General features: G+C 74.5%; 14 protein-coding genes and 1 pseudogene. 6 read left to right on the top strand and 9 right to left on the bottom strand.

Going from position 1 to position 17,218, the window contains the following annotated elements:
• Window positions 1-146: 146 nt before the first annotated feature.
• Together JNO44_RS32490 and JNO44_RS32485 are read left to right on the top strand one after the other, a co-directional pair.
• The gene (locus tag JNO44_RS32490) at window positions 147-1,031 is read left to right on the top strand and encodes a hypothetical protein (protein WP_420882707.1); all 885 of its coding nucleotides are present in this window, start codon (window positions 147-149) and stop codon (window positions 1,029-1,031) included.
• Between the two features lie 329 nt (window positions 1,032-1,360).
• The gene (locus tag JNO44_RS32485) at window positions 1,361-2,236 is read left to right on the top strand and encodes a hypothetical protein (RefSeq protein ID WP_338058588.1); all 876 of its coding nucleotides are present in this window, start codon (window positions 1,361-1,363) and stop codon (window positions 2,234-2,236) included.
• 22 nt (window positions 2,237-2,258) lie between these two features.
• On the opposite strand, the gene JNO44_RS32480 is transcribed toward JNO44_RS32485, so the two are convergent.
• Window positions 2,259-2,960 (bottom strand): GntR family transcriptional regulator, encoded by a 702-nt coding sequence (locus tag JNO44_RS32480; RefSeq protein ID WP_039631695.1) that lies wholly within the window; start codon window positions 2,958-2,960, stop codon window positions 2,259-2,261.
• 233 nt (window positions 2,961-3,193) lie between these two features.
• Between JNO44_RS32480 and JNO44_RS32475 the strand changes: the two genes are divergently transcribed.
• On the top strand, window positions 3,194-4,042 hold the full coding sequence (locus tag JNO44_RS32475; protein ID WP_205367426.1) for a (2Fe-2S)-binding protein: 849 nt from the start codon (window positions 3,194-3,196) through the stop codon (window positions 4,040-4,042).
• A 214-nt stretch (window positions 4,043-4,256) separates the two neighbouring features.
• On the top strand, window positions 4,257-5,339 hold the full coding sequence (locus tag JNO44_RS32470) for a DUF2637 domain-containing protein (RefSeq protein WP_205367424.1): 1,083 nt from the start codon (window positions 4,257-4,259) through the stop codon (window positions 5,337-5,339).
• A gap of 40 nt (window positions 5,340-5,379) precedes the next feature.
• On the opposite strand, the gene JNO44_RS32465 is transcribed toward JNO44_RS32470, so the two are convergent.
• Window positions 5,380-5,781 (bottom strand): ATP-binding protein, encoded by a 402-nt coding sequence (locus tag JNO44_RS32465; RefSeq protein ID WP_205370933.1) that lies wholly within the window; start codon window positions 5,779-5,781, stop codon window positions 5,380-5,382.
• Between the two features lie 340 nt (window positions 5,782-6,121).
• On the opposite strand from JNO44_RS32465, the gene JNO44_RS32460 reads away from it, so the two are divergent.
• Window positions 6,122-9,391: an alpha-mannosidase gene (locus JNO44_RS32460; protein ID WP_205367422.1), complete on the top strand. Its 3,270-nt coding sequence runs from the start codon at window positions 6,122-6,124 to the stop codon at window positions 9,389-9,391.
• A gap of 90 nt (window positions 9,392-9,481) precedes the next feature.
• Here JNO44_RS32460 and JNO44_RS32455 read toward each other — a convergent pair whose 3' ends face one another.
• Together JNO44_RS32455 and JNO44_RS32450 are read right to left on the bottom strand one after the other, a co-directional pair.
• Window positions 9,482-11,224, bottom strand: a complete 1,743-nt coding sequence (locus JNO44_RS32455) for a pyruvate dehydrogenase (RefSeq protein ID WP_205367421.1) — start codon at window positions 11,222-11,224, stop codon at window positions 9,482-9,484.
• Window positions 11,225-11,402: 178 nt separating this feature from the next.
• Complete coding sequence (locus tag JNO44_RS32450; RefSeq protein ID WP_205367420.1) at window positions 11,403-12,689, bottom strand: protein phosphatase 2C domain-containing protein; 1,287 nt, start codon at window positions 12,687-12,689, stop codon at window positions 11,403-11,405.
• A 186-nt stretch (window positions 12,690-12,875) separates the two neighbouring features.
• Between JNO44_RS32450 and JNO44_RS32445 the strand changes: the two genes are divergently transcribed.
• A complete protein-coding gene (locus tag JNO44_RS32445) occupies window positions 12,876-13,358 on the top strand; it encodes a DUF456 domain-containing protein (protein ID WP_205367419.1) in 483 nt (160 codons plus the stop codon).
• 63 nt (window positions 13,359-13,421) lie between these two features.
• On the opposite strand, the gene rsgA is transcribed toward JNO44_RS32445, so the two are convergent.
• From rsgA to JNO44_RS32420, 5 genes and pseudogenes are all read right to left on the bottom strand, one after another.
• Entirely contained in the window at window positions 13,422-14,570 is a 1,149-nt protein-coding gene (rsgA, locus tag JNO44_RS32440) for a ribosome small subunit-dependent GTPase A (RefSeq protein WP_205367418.1), read from the bottom strand.
• Between the two features lie 295 nt (window positions 14,571-14,865).
• Window positions 14,866-15,287: pseudogene (locus tag JNO44_RS32435) on the bottom strand (MerR family transcriptional regulator).
• Between the two features lie 34 nt (window positions 15,288-15,321).
• Window positions 15,322-15,750 (bottom strand): hypothetical protein, encoded by a 429-nt coding sequence (locus JNO44_RS32430; protein ID WP_205367417.1) that lies wholly within the window; start codon window positions 15,748-15,750, stop codon window positions 15,322-15,324.
• A gap of 257 nt (window positions 15,751-16,007) precedes the next feature.
• Window positions 16,008-16,697 (bottom strand): response regulator transcription factor, encoded by a 690-nt coding sequence (locus tag JNO44_RS32425; protein ID WP_205367416.1) that lies wholly within the window; start codon window positions 16,695-16,697, stop codon window positions 16,008-16,010.
• Between the two features lie 97 nt (window positions 16,698-16,794).
• Window positions 16,795-17,151, bottom strand: coding sequence for an ArsR/SmtB family transcription factor (locus JNO44_RS32420; protein ID WP_067346023.1), 357 nt, complete (start codon window positions 17,149-17,151; stop codon window positions 16,795-16,797).
• Window positions 17,152-17,218 lie beyond the last annotated feature (67 nt).

Genomic DNA, 17,218 nt, shown 5'->3' with positions numbered 1-17,218 from the left:
GCCAAACCGCCGCGTATCGGCCACCACGACCGCCTGGCGCGATTGTGAAATCTTTCACCCGCCCCCTTGGCCCGACGACGGGATTCGTGCTGAGATGCGCCCACAGCATCCTGTGTTCCCGCTCAATGGCGCTCGGGGAGGGCACTGTGGCGGATACCGCCATGTCCGGATCCGCGGATCCCGCGGATTCCATGAGGTCCGCGGATCAGGCACCGGTCCCGGCACCACGACCGGGAATCCCACCGGCGGCGACCGGCCCGGCGGGGGACGACCCCCTGGACCGCGCCGTGTGGCGACTGCGCTCCCGAGGCTGCTGGGCCGACGCGGCCGCCCTCCTGGAACCCCGCGCGGCCCGACAGGCACCCGCCGCACTGCGCCGCGCCGCGCTCCTGGTGGAACGCTGCATGTTCACCGCCACCGGCTGGGCCGAGGCCGAGGACGCGCTGCGCACCGCGGAGGCGCTCGCCGGCGACGACGAGGAGCGCGGCGGAGCGGCCTGCGAACGCGGCCAACTCGCCTACACCTCAACGGTGTTGGGCGTCCGCGACCGGGCCGACGAGGCACGTTCGGCGCTGGGCCGGGCCGCCGCGCTGCTCGCCCCGAGTGCGGCCGGCCGCCCGCTGCTGGACTTCCGCCGCGGCCTGATGGCCGAGCACATCGCCGACAGCCCGGACGCCGCCCGCGCCGCCTACCGCCGCGCACACGCCGGCGCCACCGCCCAGGGCGATGCGTTACTGCTCTCCTTCACCTGGCGCCACCTGGCCGGACTCGCCCTGCGCGACGGGGAGTTGGCGGAGGCCCGGCACGGCTTCGCGGAGTCCCTGCGGATCCGCGAGGAGCTGGGCTTCCTGGTCGGCACCGCACCGGCGCTGGCGGCCCTGGCCGATGCCGCACCGGAGGACGAGGCGGTCCGCCTGCGCACCGAGGCCGCCCGCCTGTTCCGCCTCATGGGCGGCGTCCCCACCTGGCTCGCGCACCAGCTCCCCCCGGCCCCTCCGGAGGAGCCGGAGCAGCCGACCGACGCGGCCTAGCGTGCGGGGTCCCGTCCGAACCCCGACCCATCGGACAGGCCCGGGGTTCCCGGCGCCCGGGAGCGGCCCCGGCGGGCGCACCCCGGTCGTCAACCCCCCGACCTCGGCCATGCCGCGCGCCGCGACGATTGGCCGGATCCATACCCCTGCCGGCGGCGGATCGGCCGGGCCGAGGGGGCTGGCGGCGGGTGCCCGTCCGCCGACCGGTCGGTAGCGCCACGCACCACCTGCCCCGAGAATGGCCACAAGTCGCACTGCGACCGGGCGGCGCGGCCTGGATGCTGGTCCGGGACCAGCTCCGTTTGGCAAAGCCTGTCAGGAGGCGCACCGTGGCAGGAGTGACCCACACCAGCACCGGAATCGACTGGGGCAAGGCGCATTTCGAGTCGATCTACAACTGCCCTGATCCGCGCCGGTACTTCAGCACGCTGCAACCCCTCGCCTACCAGATCCCGCACCACGGCCAGGCGATCTTCCGCGCGCTGGCCGACGCCCTGCAGCAGCACCGCGGCGACGGCCGACCGCTCCGCGTCGTGGACCTGTGCTGCTCCTACGGGGTCAACGCGGCACTGCTCAACCACCGGGTGACCCTCGACGACCTCTACCACCGCTACGCCGACGCCGGGCGCGACGCACCGGAGGGCGACCGCCTGGCCCAGGAGGACCGGGCCTTCTACGCCGCCCTGCGGCGACCCGGAGCGGCCCGGGTCACCGGCATCGACGCGGCGGAGCGCGCGGTCGGCTACGCCGTGGCGGCCGGCCTGCTCGACCAGGGCTTCGCGGCGAACCTGGAGGCCGACGCGCCCGCCCCGGAGCTGTGCCGGGCACTGGAGGGCACCGACCTGATCACCGTCACCGGCGGCGTCGGCTACATCACCGCGCGCACCTTCGCCCGGCTCTTCGACTGCATCGCCGCGCCGCCCTGGGTCGCCGCGTTCGTGCTGCGCACGGTGTCGTACCGGCCGGTCTCCGCGCTGCTGGCCCGGGCCGGGCTGGTGACCGAGCGGCTCACCACGCGGTCGTTCCGGCAGCGGCGGTTCGCCGACGAGGCCGAGCGACGGGCCGCCCTGGACGCGCTGTCGGCCCGCGGACTGACCGTCGGCGGCAAGGAGGCCGACGGCTTCTACCACGCCGAGCTGTACGTCTCCCGGCCCGCCGCCGATGTCGCGGCGCTGCCGCTGGCGGAGCTGCTGCCGGCCCTCTGAGTCCGCGCCGCGCCCCGCCGTCTCAGTGCGGGTGCCGGGCCGCCGACAGGTGCTCCCGGGCGATCCGCTCGATGACCGCGTGCTCCTGGGCGATCAGCGCGTCGAGCAGCGCGGTGTGCTCGGAGGCGTCGGCCAGCAGCTCGGCCGTGCGGAGCCGGGCACCGCCGCCGGCCGACCACTGCGCACGGCGCAGCAGGTCGCCGGTGACCTGGGTGAGCCGGCGGTTCCCGGTGAGCGCCATCAGGCCCTGGTGGAAGGCGTGGTCGGCGTCGGCGTACCCGGCCCGGTCGCCCCGGGCCGCGGCGGCCACCCCGTCCTCGGCCAGCGGGCGGAGCTCCTCCCAGCGCTCGGGCGGCACCGCCCGGGCCAGTCGGAGGATCGCGGGCACCTCCAGCATGGTGCGGACCTCGGCGAGCTCGGCGAGGTCGCGGGAGCTGCGCTCGCTGACCCGGAAGCCGCGGTTGGGCACGACCTCGACGGCGCCCTCCGTGGCGAGCTGCTGCATGGCCTCGCGGACCGGGGTCGCGGAGACGCCGTAGCGCTCGGCGAGGGCCGGCGCGGAGTAGACCTCGCCGGGGAGCAGTTCGCCGGCGGCCAGCGCCTGGCGCAGGGCGTCCAGGACCTGGCCGCGCACCGAGTGCCGGCGCGGCCGGGGCAGCAGGGGGCCGGGCCCGGGCGCCCGCACCCGGGCGTCCGGCTGCGGCTCCGCTGTGCCCTGCTCCATGGCGTTCCTCCTGCTGGCGTGCTGGGTCCGGGCGGACGACGGGCGTCCGGCGATCGGGTCTCGGGCCCGTCGCCGTCCCGCGTCGTCCGCCGGGCGGACGTGCCGGGCGCCGGGCGACAGGCCATAGCACCATAAGCGCCCGAAGTACCGGTTCACACCTCAGCGGGCACGGGTAGGGATTTCGGATAAGGTAAGGCTTACCTGCCAACGATCGCGATTCGGTGGTCCCCCGCATGCCTCCTGCCGCAGCTGCCGCGCCCGTCGCCCCCGCCGCCCACCCCGCGGCGGACGCCTACGCCCGGCTCGCCGAGGTCTTCCCGGACCTGCGGGTGACGCTCTGGGACGCCACGCCCCCCGAGGGGGACGACTGGCTGGACGCGTCCGCCCTGTTCGCGGACGGGCCGGTGCTGGACGGCTTCCTCGCCGACGAGGCGGCCCGGATCACCCGGGACTACGGGCGCTCCGCCCGGCCCGACGTGGTCGCCGGCTTCGCGCTGCACCGCTACGCCTGGCCGGCCTGCCTGCTGATCACCGTCCCGTGGTTCCTGCACCGCCGGGTGCCGCACATCGCCGCGGGAGACGTCCGCTTCCACCGCGAGCTGCGCCGGATGGCGGTACGCACGGGCTCTTTCGGGTGCCTTCCGGACGACCCGGCGGCGGCCCTGCCCGGCGCCCGGGTGGTGCCGGACGAGGAGGCGCTGCGCGCCGAGGTCCGCGGCGCGGTCGCCGACCACCTGCGGCCGATCCTGGACGGCTTCCGCGCCCGGATGCGGCGCGGCCCCCGCGCGGCCTGGGGCATGGCGTCCGACGAGATCGTCGAGGGGCTCTGGTACATCGGGCACCTGCTGGGCGAGGAGCGGCGCGCGGCGGCGGAGCTGGCGCGGCTGCTGCCGGGTTCGACCGCGCCGTACGCGGCCGGCGCCGGGTTCCGCGAGCTGACCGGCCCGGACGGCGCCGCCCTGCCCACCCGGGACCGGGCCAGCTGCTGCATGTACTACACGCTGCGCCCCGAGGACACCTGCGTCACCTGCCCGCGCACCTGCGACGCGGAGCGCATCAGCCGGCTCACCGCAACCGCCTGACCCGTCCGCCACCCCCGCGGCCTGCCGCGACTCGCACACAACCTCCCCTCGACGCAAGGAAGTTCGAGACTTCCGGGGCATTCCACTGCCGACCCCGGTACACCTTGGCGTTCTCTTGCTCCGAAACCCCCTGCACCCGGGTCGGTTCCGTCAGGATGGCGCGCGCACTCGCGAATCCGCGGAAGTGCCGTCACCTGAACCAAGGAATCCCGGAGTGAGAATGAACGAGATATCGCTGAACTGGATGATTCCGACGTTTCTGCTGCTCGCCGGGGTCACCGCCACTGTCCTGCTCTTCCTGCGCGGCAGGCACGCAGGCCGGCGAGCCGGCACCGATCCGTCCTGGGAACGCACCGTGGACCGCCGTCGCCGCAAGGAGGCCGTCTTCGCCTCCGCCGCCTATGCGCTGCTGTTCTGCTGTGCCGCGGTCGCAGCGGCGCTCTCCTTCCACGGCCTGGTCGGCTTCGGCATCCAGAACCTCGGGCTCACCGGAGGCTGGGAGTACCTGGTGCCGTTCGGACTCGACGGCGCCGCGATGTTCTGCTCCGTCCTGGCGGTGCGCGAGGCCAGTCACGGCGACGCGGCACTCGGCTCCCGGATACTGGTGTGGACGTTCGCCAGCGCCGCCGCCTGGTTCAACTGGGTGCACGCGCCGCGCGGACTGGACCACGCGGGCGCCCCGCAGTTCTTCGCCGGGATGTCGCTGTCGGCCGCGATCCTCTTCGACCGGGCGCTCAAGCAGACCCGCCGGGCGGCGCTGCGCGAACAGGGCCTGGTGCCCCGGCCGTTGCCGCAGATCCGCATCGTGCGCTGGCTGCGGGCCCCCCGCGAGACCTTCGCCGCCTGGTCACTCATGCTGCTGGAAGGCGTGGGGACGCTGGACGAGGCGGTCGAGGAGGTCCGCGACGACAAGCGCGAGAAAGCCCGGAACCGGCTCCACCGGCGCGAGCAGGACAAACTCGACCGGGCCCGGATCAAGGCCCTCAACCGGCAGCACCGCTCCTGGGGCAGGGGCGGTGGACGCCACGCCCTCCCGATGAGCGCGCCCCTGCCCCCGGCGGAGGCCGCCCCGCCGGCCGGCCCGGACACCGTAGGGCCGGTCGACCCGACGCCGCTGCCCTCCGGCGACCCGGCCAAGCGCCCCCGGCCGGCCCTGAAGGCCGTGGCCGGCGCCGAGCCCGACGCGCCCGGCCGGCGCGGCACCGTCGACCTCACCGCCGAGGACGACACCCAGACGATCCCCCGGCTGGACTCCCTGGAGGAGAAACTCGCCGAGATCGAAAGGCAATTCGGCTGAGCGGTGGCGGACCGCGCCGACCCTCACCCCCGGCTTCGCGTCAGGCCGGTCCGCCGCCCAGTTCGAACCACACGCACTTGCCGATCCGCTCGGGCCGGATGCCCCACGCGTCGGCCAGGGCCCGCACCAGCATCAGCCCCCGCCCCGACGTCCCGTCGACCGACGGCGCACGCGGCTCCGGACACCTCTCGGCGAAGTCCCGCACCTCGACCCGCAGCCGGTCGGTGACCCACGCCGTCACCACCGCCCCGCCCTCGGTGTGCAGCAGGGCATTGGTCACCAACTCGCTGGTCAGCAGCGCCGCCAGCTCCGGATCCGCCGGTGCTCCGCCGTCCGGCGGCGCCCAGCGGCCGAGTAACTCCTGCAACTCCCGGCGCACCTCGCCGACCGCCTTCAGATCGGCCTGCCGCACCTTGCGCTCCAGCGTCCCCGGCGCCCGCATCGCGACCGGCCCGCCCCCGTGCCCGCCGTCCGCTCGCTGCCGTCTGTTCCGTTCCTCGCACCGCACAGGCTGACGCATGCTCTCCCCCGCCCCCAACGAACCATCGGCGCTCTACCTCGAACAGCCTCACGGTCAGCATTCCCACCGGGCCCGCCCCCATGCTTCCGCTTGTCGTCGGCGGACGTCCGCCCCGCGCTGCGGCCCGGCGGGCGGTCAGCGGCGACCCATCGGCACGGGCCCCGGCGGGCCGAGATGGGTATACGTTCCGCGACCGCCCGGAGCGAGCCGGTCCGCGGGCCGGCTCCGGGCCCGCGTGCCGTACGAGCGTGAGGAGCCCGCTGTGCACGACGACCGACTGCTGGTGGAGGGGCGCCTCGCGCGGGCGCTCGGGCAGCACATCCGGCCCGCGCAGTACCCGGCCCGGGCCCCGCTGCGGCTGGAGGTGTGGCACGTGCCCGGAGCGGAGGGAACCCGTCCGGCCTCAGAGGCGCTGTCGGCCGCCTACGAGCCGTTCGCGGTCGGGGACGCCTGGGGGCCGCCGTGGTCGACGAGTTGGTTCCGGCTGTCCGGCGAGGTGCCCGCGGAGTGGGCCGGGCGCCGGGTGGAGGCCGTCCTCGACCCGGGCTTCACCGACGACGGGCCGGGCTTCCAGGCGGAGGGCCTGGTCCACGACGCGGTCGGCGTGCCCCTCAAGGGCATCCACCCGCGCAACCGGTACGTCCCCGTCGCGGCCCCGGCACGCGGCGGCGAACAGGTCCGGCTGTTGCTGGAGGCCGCCGCCAACCCCACCGTCCTGCGGGACTTCCGCCCCACCGACCTCGGCGACATCCGCACCGCCCCGCGCCGGCCGCTCTACCGCTTCGCCGCCGCCGACCTCGCGGTGCTCGACGAGACGGTCTGGCAGCTGATCCTCGACATCGAGGTGCTCTCGGAGCTGATGCACGAGCTGCCGGTCGACCGGCAGCGCCGGCACGGCATCCTGCGGGCGCTGGAGAACATGCTGGACGCGCTCGACCTGCACGACGTCGGCGGCACGGCGGCCGCGGCCCGGGCCGAGCTGGAGGACGTCCTGCACCGCCCGGCCGCCGCCAGCGCACACCGCGTCTCGGCCACCGGACACGCCCACATCGACTCCGCCTGGCTGTGGCCACTGCGCGAGACGGTGCGCAAGGCCACCCGCACCTTCGCCAACGTCACCCAACTGGCCATGGAATACCCGGAGTTGGTGTTCGCCTGCTCGCAGGCACAGCAGTATGCCTGGGTGCGGGACCACCAGCCGCACATCTGGAGCCGCGTCAAGGAGGCGGTGCGGAAGGGGAACTGGGCCCCGGTCGGCTCGATGTGGGTGGAGTCCGACGCCAACATGCCCGGCGGTGAGGCCCTGGCCCGGCAGCTGGTGCACGGCAAGCGGTTCTTCCTGGACGAGCTGGGCGTGGAGACCGAGGAGGTCTGGCTGCCCGACTCCTTCGGCTACACCGGCGCCTTCCCGCAGCTGGCGCGGCTGGCCGGGGCGAAGTGGTTCCTCACCCAGAAGCTGTCCTGGAACCAGACCGACCGGATGCCGCACCACACCTTCTGGTGGGAGGGCATCGACGGGACCCGGATCTTCACCCACTTCCCGCCCGTCGACACCTACAACTCCCAGCTGCACGGCGGCGAACTCGCCCATGCCGAACGGAACTTCGCCGAGCGGGGCCGGGCCACGCGCTCGTTGGTGCCGTTCGGCTGGGGCGACGGCGGCGGCGGTCCGACCCGGGAGATGCTGGAGCGGGCCCGCCGACTGCGCTCCCTGGAGGGTTCCCCGCGGGTGACGGTCGAGCCGCCGGCCCGCTTCTTCGAGGCCGCGCACGAGGAGTACGGGGCGGCGGCCCCGGTGTGGTCCGGTGAGCTCTACCTCCAGTTCCACCGCGGCACCTACACCTCGCAGGCCAAGACCAAGCAGGGCAACCGGCGCAGCGAACACCTGTTGCGGGAGGCCGAGTTGTGGGCCGCGACCGCGGCCGTCCGCACCGCCGGTGCGGCCGACGGCCCCGCGTACCGGTATCCGTACGAGGCCCTGGACCGGCTCTGGAAGACCGTGCTGCTGCACCAGTTCCACGACATCCTGCCCGGCTCGTCGATCGCCTGGGTCCACCGCGAGGCCCGCGACACCTACGCGGCGGTGGCGGCCGAACTGACCGCACTGACCGAGCAGGCCCTCGCCGCCCTCGCAGCCGGGGCGGGGACCGGGGCCGCCGCTGTGCAGGGGGGTCCCCCCTGCTCGAACGAGGCCGAGAGCTCGGGGGCGGAGTCGCGAGCCCGGGGAACGGCCGCGCCCGGCCTCGCGGTCTTCAACGCCTCGCCCTACGACCGCCACGAGATCGTCGCACTGCCCAGCGGCGAGGAGCACACCGGCGACGACGGCCCGGCCGCGGTCGCCGTCCACGTCCCCGCGCTCGGCTCCGCCCCGCTCCCCCGGCCCGGCACCGCTCCCCGGGCCCTGGACGGCTCCCGCTTGCCCGGACCGGTCCCGGTGCGCGCCACCGCCGAGGCCCACCACCTCACCCTCGACAACGGGCGGTTGCGGGTCCGCATCGACGCCGACGGCCTGCTGGCCTCCGTGCGCGATCTGACCGCCGGCCGGGAGGTGCTGGCGCCCGGCGCCCGCGGCAACCTCCTCCAGCTGCACCCCGACCACCCCAACCAGTACGACGCCTGGGACCTCGACCGGCACTACCGCAACCGGCACACCGACCTCACCGCCGCCGACGCCGTCGAACTCGTCGCCGCCGGACCACTCTGCGCCACCGTGCGGGTCACCCGCACCTTCGGCGACTCCCACCTCACCCAGGACCTCACCCTGCACGCCGGCTCGCACCGCCTGGACATCACCACCGACATCGACTGGCACGAGTCGGAGAAGGTCCTCAAGGCGGCGTTCCCGCTGGACGTGCACGCCGAACGGTCCACCGCCGAGATCCAGTTCGGCCATGTGCACCGCCCCACCCACGCCAACACCAGCTGGGACGCGGCCCGTTTCGAGATCTGCGCCCACCGCTGGCTCCGGGTCGCCGAACCCGGCTACGGCGTCGTCCTGCTCAACGACTCCACCTACGGCCACGACGTCACCCGCACCCCCCACGAGGACGGCCTCGGTACGACCGTGCGGCTCACCCTGCTGCGCGCCCCGCACAGCCCGGACCCGGAGACCGACCAGGGCAGCCACCGCTTCCGCTACGCGCTGCTGCCCGGCGCCGGGACCGGTGACGCCGTCGCCGGCGGCCTGGCCCTCAACCTCCCGCTGCGCACCGCCCCGGCCCCCGCCCCCCGGCACCGCGCCCCGCTGGTCCGGGTCGACAACCCGGCCCTGACCATCGAGTCGGTCAAGCTCGCCGACGACCGCAGCGGCGACGTCGTCGTCCGGCTCTACGAGTCCCGTGGCAGCCGTGCCACCGGGACCCTCACCCCCGGCTTCCCCCTCGCCCACGCCACCGTCACCGACCTGCTGGAACGCCCCCTGCGGGACGAGGAGGAGGGCCCGACCTCGGAGCTGACGCTCACCCTGCGCCCGTTCGAGATCCGCACCCTGCGGCTCCGGCCGCAGTACCCGGCCGCCGCACCGCCGGCCTGACCCGCCGGCCCGCCCCGCCCGTCGGGCGCGCCCCCACCGCGCCCCCGGTCCCCCACCCCCGGTCCCCCACCCCCGGTCTCCCTCCCGGTCTCACACCCGCGGGATGTTCCGCAGGTTGGAGCGGGCCATCTGCACCATCCGCCCGACCCCGCCGTCCAGCACGATCTTCCCGGCGGAGAGCGCGAAGCCGGAGACCATCTCCGCGCTGATCTTCGGCGGGATGGACAGCGCGTTGGGATCGGTGACGACGTCGACCAGTGCCGGCCCCTTGTGCCGGAAGGCGTCGCGCAGCGCCCCGCGCAGCTGCTCGGGCTTCTCCACCCGCACGCCGTACGCACCCGCCGCGCGGGCGATGGCGGAGAAGTCGGGATTGTGGTTGGTGGTGCCGTACGCCGGCAGCCCCGCCACCATCATCTCCAACTCCACCATCCCCAGCGAGGAGTTGTTGAAGAGCACCACCTTCACCGGTAGGTCGTACTGGACCAGGGTGAGGAAGTCGCCCATCAGCATCGAGAAGCCGCCGTCGCCCGACATCGAGACGATCTGCCGGCCGCGGTCCATGAACTGGGCGCCGATCGCCTGCGGCAGCGCGTTGGCCATCGAGCCGTGGCTGAACGAACCGATCACCCGCCGGCGCCCGTTGGGCGTGAGGTAGCGGGCCGCCCAGACGTTGCACATGCCGGTGTCGACGGTGAAGACCGCATCGGCGGCGGCCTCCTCGTCGAGCACCGAGGCGACGTACTCGGGGTGGATCGGGACGTGCTTCTCCACCTTGCGGGTGTACGCCCTGACCACCCCCTCCAGCGCGTCCGCATGCTTCTTCAGCATCCGGTCCAGGAACGTGCGGCTGCTCTTCTCGCGCACCCTGGGGGTGAGGCACCGCAGCGTCTCCCGGACGTCGCCCCAGACGGCGAGGTCCAGTTTGGTGCGCCGCCCCAGGTGCTCGGGCCGCACGTCCACCTGGACGATCCGGACGTCGTCGGGCAGGAAGGCGCTGTACGGGAAGTCCGTGCCGAGCAGGATCAGCAGATCGCACTGGTGCGTGGCCTCGTAGGCCGCGCCGTACCCGAGCAGCCCGCTCATCCCGACGTCGTACGGGTTGTCGTACTGGATCCACTCCTTGCCGCGCAGCGCGTGGCCCACCGGCGACTTCACCCGCTCCGCGAACTCCATCACCTCGGCGTGCGCCCCCGCGGTGCCGCTGCCGCAGAACAGCGTGACCTTGTCGGCCGCGTCGACCATCCGGGCCAGCGCGTCGATCTCCTCGTCCCCGGGGCGGACCGAGGGCCGGCTGGTGACCAGGGCGTGCTCGAAGGCGCGCTCGGGCGCCGGTTCGGCGGCGATGTCACCGGGCAGCGAGACCACCGCGACGCCGCTCTGCCCCACGGCGTGCTGGATCGCGGTCTGCAGCACCCGCGGCATCTGCTTGGTGCTGGAGATCAGCTCGCTGTAATGGCTGCACTCGGAGAACAGCCGGTCCGGATGCGTCTCCTGGAAGTAGCTGGTACCGATCTCGCTGGAGGGGATGTGCGAGGCCAGCGCCAGGACCGGGGCCATGGACCGGTGCGCGTCGTACAGCCCGTTGATCAGGTGCAGATTGCCGGGCCCGCAGGAGCCCGCGCAGGCCGCCAGCCGCCCGGTGAGCTGCGCCTCCGCGCCGGCGGCGAAGGCGGCGGTCTCCTCGTGCCGGACCTGGATCCAGTCGATCGCGGAATTGCGGCGGATGGCGTCCACCACCGGGTTCAAGCTGTCCCCGACGACCCCGTAGAGCCGCCGGACACCGGCCCGCACCAGGATGTCGATGAACTGCTCGGCTACGGTCTGCTTGGCCACCGGGAGAGCCTCCTTACGCACGACGAACGGGCCGAGGGACATGCCTGCCGACGGGCCGGCGGACCGCCGCGCGCACGGCCGCGGGAACCGTGGCCGCCTGCCGGCTCCTTCCCATCAACCCACGGGGCGAAGCACTCCGCCTCCGGGGGCCGACGCGGGCGGCGGCGGTACGTCCCCGTTACGACTCCCAGACCCCCACCGCCGTGCGGTCCTTGGCGTCGCCCGCGCCCCGGGGCTGGACGGCGGCCAGGAACCCCGCCAGGTCGGGCGGCGCGGGAGCGGACCACGCGGCGGCGAGCCGGGCGGCGAAGTCCGGGTCGGTGCCGAGCGGTTCCGCCAGGCCGGTGCCGCACAGCAGCAGGACGTCCCCCGGCCGGCCCGGCACGGCGCGGAAGCGGAACGGCGCCGCGGGGGGCCCGGCGTCGGCGGGCTCCAGGTCCTCCCAGCCGCCGTGGCGGAGCCGGAACAGCCCGCCCCCGCCGACGGCGAAGAACACCCGGGTACGGCACTGCGGGTCGGCGGGCAGCAACAGGCAGCGCAGCGCCGCCGGGTGCGCGCCGGCCGGCATCCCGAGCTCCGCCGCCCGGCCGCGCAGCGCGCCGAAACCGCGGTCCGTGAGGCGCTGCAACCCCGCCCGGAGCGCGTCGTGCCGGCCGGCGCGGAGGTCCTGCGCCAACCGGGTGGCATTGCGGTCGACGGCGCCGCCGGCCCAGGCGCAGGCGGCGCGGGCCGCGCGGTGCGCGACCGCTCCGGTGGTGGACAGCCCGGTGGCGACGGCTACCAGGAACAGCGCGTTGCGGCCCGAACCGAACCGGGCGGTGAGGTACGCCTCGCCGCGGACGTCGCCCCGTCGGTGGACGTCCGTGCCGCGCTGCGAGACGGCGCGGACGGCGACCGGCCCGAACCGGGCGCCGTCCAGGACCGTGTCCGGCACCGGATCGGCGGGGGCGCCCGGCTCGACCTCCGGGAACGCGGGGGTGTCGGGCGCCCGGACGACGGGCGCGGGGGCCGCGGCCCCGTCGGGCGGCCCGGCGGCCCGCGGTGCCGACCGGCCGGGCGGCTCCCAGGGGCGCGGCTCCCATGAACTCGGCTCCCACGGCCGCGGCTCGAACGACCGCAGGGTCAACTCCCCGGGCGCGGGCGCCGCGGGCCCGGATCCCCCGGGCGCGGGGTGGTCGGGCGTGGAGCGGCCGCCCGGGTCCCGGGCGGTCCCGGGCGAGGGTGCGCCGGTGGCGCCGCCGGACGGCCCCGCGCCGGCGGCCGGGCCCCGGCCCATCGTCCGCAGCACAGACTCGATCCGTTCGTCGAGGGTGTCGGAGGCATCGGTGCCGCCGGCGGAGGTGCCGGCCTGCGGCCCCGTGCCGCTGCCCCCGCCGTCCTCACCTCCCGCCCCGGAGCCCTCGCCGTACAGCTCCCGCCACCACCAGTCGTCCTCCCTGCCGCGGCCCGCCCCCTGCTGCTCCATGGGCCGCATTGTCCCGTCGTGCACCCCACCCGGACAGGGCGCGAAAAGGGCACTCCGGGAAGCGCGTCCGGTCCCCTTCCGGCAGGCTTGGGCCATGCGGGCCGCAACAGAGCGCAGCGTTCGAGCCGTCGCCGGACGTGCGCCGCTCGGGGCACGCCCGCGCGCCGGCGCCGCCGGGGCCGCGGCGTGAACGCCTGGCAGCTGATCGGCGTCGGGCTGGTCCTGCTGTTCGGCGTCTTCGGGGTGCTGGTCCCCGGTATCCCCGGGCCGCTGGTCGTCTGGGCGGGGCTGCTGTGGTGGGCCACGGCCGAGCGGTCCGCCCTGGCGTGGTCGGTGCTGATGGCCGGCACCGCCGTCCTGCTGGTCAATCAGGTGCTCAAGTGGCTGCTCCCGACCCGCAACGTGCGCGAGGCGGGCGCGCCCTACCGCACGCTGGTGCTCGCCGGCGTGGCCGGTATCGCGGGGTTCTTCGTGGTCCCCGTCGTCGGCTGCCCGTTGGGCGCGCTCGGCGGCCTCTACGCCCTCGAACGCGTCCGGCTCGGCAGCCACGGCGACGCCTGGGCCTCCACCCGTACGGTGCTGCGCGCCGTCGGCCTGAGCGTCCTGGTCGAACTGTTCGCCTGCCTGCTGGTGGTGGGCACCTGGGTGGGGGCCGTCCTCGCCGGGTGAAGGGGGCGAGGGGCGGTGGAGCGCCGGTCGTTTCCCGGCGTCACCGCCCCTCGCGGGAGGGGGCTATCGGCCGGTCCCCCACCCGGTCCCCTGGCCCCGCTTCCGTTCCGTCATGTGGCGGCCCAGGGCCTGCTTCTGCTTCCAGTCGCGCCGGATCTCGGCGCGCAGTCGGGCGTCCGTCTTGGCCACGATGCGCTGGTTCTCGCGCCGCAGCTTGCGGTAGCTCTCCAGCCGACGCGGCGCCAACTCGCCAGATTCCACGGCGAACTGCACCGCGCAACCGGGTTCGACCTCGTGCGCGCAGTCGTGGAACCGGCACCGCTCGGCCAGTTCCTCGACGTCCGAGAACGTCCGGGACAGTCCGGCCTCGGCGTCCCACATCCCGACGCCGCGGAGCCCCGGGGTGTCGATCAGCACGCCGCCCCCGGGCAGCACCAGCAGATCGCGGGTCGTGGTGGTGTGCCGCCCCTTGCCGTCCTGGTCGCGGACCGCCCGCACGTCCTGCACGTCCGCGCCGAAGAGCGCGTTGGCCAGGGTGGACTTGCCGGCACCGGACCGCCCCAGGAGGACGGACGTGGTGCCCGCGAACAGGGCGGACAGCCCGTCGAGGCCGTCCCCGGTGGTCGCGCTGACCGCCCGCACCTGCACGCCCGGCGCGGCGAGCTGTGCGTCCGCGACGAGGTGCCCCAGCGTGGCCGGGTCCGTCACCAGGTCCGCCTTGGTGAGGAGCACCAGCGGCTGCGCCCCGCTCTCCCACACCAGGGAGACGAACCGCTCGACGCGGTCGAGGTCGAGCGCCTCGGCCAGGGAGACCGCGACCACCGCGTACTCGACGTTGGCCGCGAGGACCTGCCCCTCGGATCGCTTCGACGAGGCGGATCGCAGGACGGCCGTGCGGCGCGGCAGCAACGCCCGCACCACGCCGTCGAGATGGTCGCCGACCCGGCCGTTCTCCAGGTCGAGCACGGCCCAGTCGCCGGTGCAGGGCACCCGCGTCGGGTCGCCGGTGGCCACCAGTGCGGTGTCGGCCAGGACGGTGCGGACACCGTCGCCGTCCGGCACCACGGCGTCCACCCGGCCGCGGTCGACGCGGGCCACGCGGCCGGGCACGAACCCCTGCCCGGCGAAGGGGGTGAAGAGCTCCGCGAATCCGTCGTCCCAGCCGTAGTCGGCGGTCAGCGGATGCGTGGCGGAGAGAGGAAGAGCGAACAACGGGATGGCCTTTCGACAAGGCACGGTCCCGGCTGTGCACGCTGGCGCACGCGCCGGGTGGGCCCGGCGCGCGGGAAGAGCGCGGAGAACGAGAGAGGTCGGGTCAGCCGAGGACCGCGGAGGTGAATGCGATGCTGGTCTGCTGGTTGCGGGCCATGCCCGTGGCAGTGACGGTCATCAGTTGCCACCTCCCTGTCCGGTGCAGTTCCTCGACACGATGCGATCGACGGCGCGGCGATGGTGCCGACGCCGGGTCAGACCGTAGAGCAGCCGCGGCCCGTCGCGCCAACGGTTTTCATCCGGTAGGGCGCCCCGCGCCGGATCCGACGACCCGACCGGTGCCCCCGGCGTCCCCGCGGTTGTAGGCGAGGACCGCGTCGAGGTACTCGGCGATGGCGTCGCGGTTGCGGGTCAGGCAGCCGATGCGGTCGGTCATCCGGTCGCGCTGGTGCGCGAGGGTGGCCAGCATCTCCGGGGTGGCGTCCGGGAAGTAGATGGTCCGGGGCTTGTCGAGGCAGGGCAGGATCTGCCGGATCAGGCGGGTCGGCGGACAGGCGTCGAGCAGCCCCCTGATCTGCAGCACCCGGTCCACGAAGCGCTCGTCGTAGTCGCGGTGCCGTGCGGGGTGCGGGCGGCGGCGATCAGCCCCTGCTCCTCGTAGGAGCGCAGCAGCCGTCGGGGCGTCCCGGTGCGTTCCGACAGCTCTCCGATCCGCACGACCGCCCCTCCCGTGTCCCTCGGCCCGCCCCACTCAGTGGACGGTCACGGTGACGGTGGAGGAGTGCGTCTTGCCGTGGGCCACGCGGAGCTTCTCCTTGCCCTTGTTGCCGAGCTTGACCTTGACGCTGTAGTGGCCGCCGTGCTTGGTCTTGGTGCTGGCGTGCAGGGTGGTCCACTTGCCCTTGTTCAGGTGCTGCACGGTGAGCTTGCTGCCCGTCGGTATGCCCTTGGTCCGGCCGCTGAGGGTGACCGACTCACCGGCCTTGACGGACTTCGCGCTCGCCTTGACGTCGATCTTCTCGTGCGACGTGGCGGCGGCAGCGGCAACGGCGCGGGAGTGCAGGTCCGGTACCGCGCTCGGCGCGGCGACCGCGGTGCCCGCCCCGCCGGCCAGCAGTGCCGCGCAGGCGAGGCCGATGGTGGTGGTACGCCAGCGGTACGCCTTCTTGGTGGTCCCCATGGAATTCACCTCACCTGGGTGCACGGGTCCGCCGGCGCGCCCGGATTCCGGTTCCCCGGGCTCCGGTTCAGCTGATTCCGGTTCCCCGGGTTTCCTGTCACCGGTGCTCCGGCACACCGGTCCACCCGTGTTCCGCAGGCCGCTGTTCCGGCGTCCTGTACGCCGGCGGCCCGCGTGTTCCCCGCCAGTATGCGAAGCGCAGCATGAGGTGACCGTGTACGGCGGATGTGAGTCCTCACATGTCGTCGTGCGGCGGCTCAACCACTGGTCACGGGGGTCGGGGCGAGCAGCCGGTAGCCGGCGCCGCGGACCGTCTCCAGATGGGACGCCTGGCCCGCCCGGTCGATCTTGCGGCGCAGATAGGCCACGTACTGGTCGACGACGTTGGACACCCCGTCGCAGGGGAAGTCCCAGACGTGCTCCAGGATCAGGGTCCGGGTCAGCACCTCGCCGGGGTGCCGCAGGAACAGCTCCAGCAGGGCGAACTCCTTGGGCGACAGCCGGAGTTCGGCCCCCGCGCGCCAGACGCGGCGGGTGGCCGGGTCCAGCCGGAGGTCGCCCACCGCCATCTGGGGCGGTCGGGCGTGCGCCCCGCGGCGGGACAGGGCCCGCAGTCGGGCGTACAACTCCGCGAAGCTGAAGGGCTTGGCCAGGTAGTCGTCGGCGCCCGCGTCCAGGCCCCGGACCCGGTCGCAGACCTCGTTGCGGGCGCTCAATACCAGGACCGGCGGCCAGCAGCCGGCGGCGCGCAGCCGGCGGCACACCTCGAAGCCGTCGAAGCCCCGCAGCAGGATGTCCAGGACGATCAGGTCGTACGCCATCTCGCGGGCCCGCCAGACGGCTTCCGGGCCGGTCATCGCCAGGTCCACGACATAGCCCTCCTCGGCGAGGCCGCGGCGCAGCAGAGCCGCCGTGCGGGGCTCGCCGTCGACCACCAGGACGCGCATCCCTCCACGGTAGAAGTTCTACGGACGGACGACATATGGTGCGCCGGGGGACGGAACGTGGTAGAAGTCCCGGCCGCCCCCGGCCCGTTGTGTCCGCTCAGTCGTGCGGCGGCAGGTGGCGGACCTGGTGGTCGGCGGCGTTGAGGGCCTCGTCGACCAGGCGTCGCAGATGGCCGTGCCGCAGGGCGTACACGGCGCGCCGGCCGTCCTTGCGGGTGGTGACCAGGCCGGCCAGCCGGAGGCGGGCGAGGTGCTGGCTGACAGACGTCCGGGAGGCGTCGCAGGCCGCGGTCAGGGTGGTGACGTCGGCCTCGCCGGCCCCGAGGCGGCGCAGCAGTGTCAGCCGGGTGCGGTCGGCGAGCAGTCCCAGAATCTCCACGGCGACGGCGAGCCGGGCGCCGTCGTCCGGCTCCTGCGAACCGTGCGCACCTGATAGGTGCATGCGTGCGCTCATACGCACATAATGAGGTGACGAGGGCGTACGGCACAAGCCGCGCCCCGGACCGCGGGAAGGTGCACAC

It is taken from the genome of Streptomyces noursei (genome assembly GCF_016917755.1).
Lineage (GTDB): Bacteria > Actinomycetota > Actinomycetes > Streptomycetales > Streptomycetaceae > Streptomyces > Streptomyces yunnanensis.
The sequence above is the reverse complement of the archived record's forward strand: the minus strand, read 5'-3'. Positions and strand labels throughout refer to the sequence as shown.

Coding starts and splice junctions, on each gene's coding strand:
- JNO44_RS32475 (WP_205367426.1), top strand. CDS start 3,194: ATGCCTCCTGCCGCAGCTGCCGCGCCCGTCGCCCCCGCCGCCCACCCC.
- JNO44_RS32420 (WP_067346023.1), bottom strand. CDS start 17,151: ATGAGCGCACGCATGCACCTATCAGGTGCGCACGGTTCGCAGGAGCCG.
- JNO44_RS32465 (WP_205370933.1), bottom strand. CDS start 5,781: ATGCGGGCGCCGGGGACGCTGGAGCGCAAGGTGCGGCAGGCCGATCTG.
- JNO44_RS32430 (WP_205367417.1), bottom strand. CDS start 15,750: ATGGGGACCACCAAGAAGGCGTACCGCTGGCGTACCACCACCATCGGC.
- JNO44_RS32425 (WP_205367416.1), bottom strand. CDS start 16,697: ATGCGCGTCCTGGTGGTCGACGGCGAGCCCCGCACGGCGGCTCTGCTG.
- JNO44_RS32480 (WP_039631695.1), bottom strand. CDS start 2,960: ATGGAGCAGGGCACAGCGGAGCCGCAGCCGGACGCCCGGGTGCGGGCG.
- JNO44_RS32450 (WP_205367420.1), bottom strand. CDS start 12,689: ATGGAGCAGCAGGGGGCGGGCCGCGGCAGGGAGGACGACTGGTGGTGG.